This window comes from Pelorhabdus rhamnosifermentans (genome assembly GCF_018835585.1).
GTDB lineage: Bacteria > Bacillota > Negativicutes > UMGS1260 > UMGS1260 > Pelorhabdus > Pelorhabdus rhamnosifermentans.
In genome coordinates, this window is record NZ_JAHGVE010000199.1 from 1 (window position 1) to 221 (window position 221).

Genomic DNA, 221 nt, shown 5'->3' on the forward strand with positions numbered 1-221 from the left:
GTAATGGAGCCTGTAATACTGCCGAGTCCGCCTAAAACAACCATGGTCAAAATATCGAAGGACTTCATAAAGGTAAATGAAGCTGGATGGGCAATGTAAAAGTAGTGCGAGAACAGACAACCGGCAATGCCAGCAAAAGCGGCGCCAATGGTAAAGGCCAGCACCTTGTATTTGGTTGTATCAATTCCCATGGCTTCGGCAGCGATTTCATTTTCGCGTAC

1 protein-coding gene is annotated in these 221 nt (G+C 46.6%); it reads right to left on the minus strand.

The features are described from left to right. Positions 1-221 (minus strand): branched-chain amino acid ABC transporter permease (locus tag Ga0466249_RS28130; protein WP_215832441.1); only part of this gene is annotated, 221 nt, incomplete at both ends.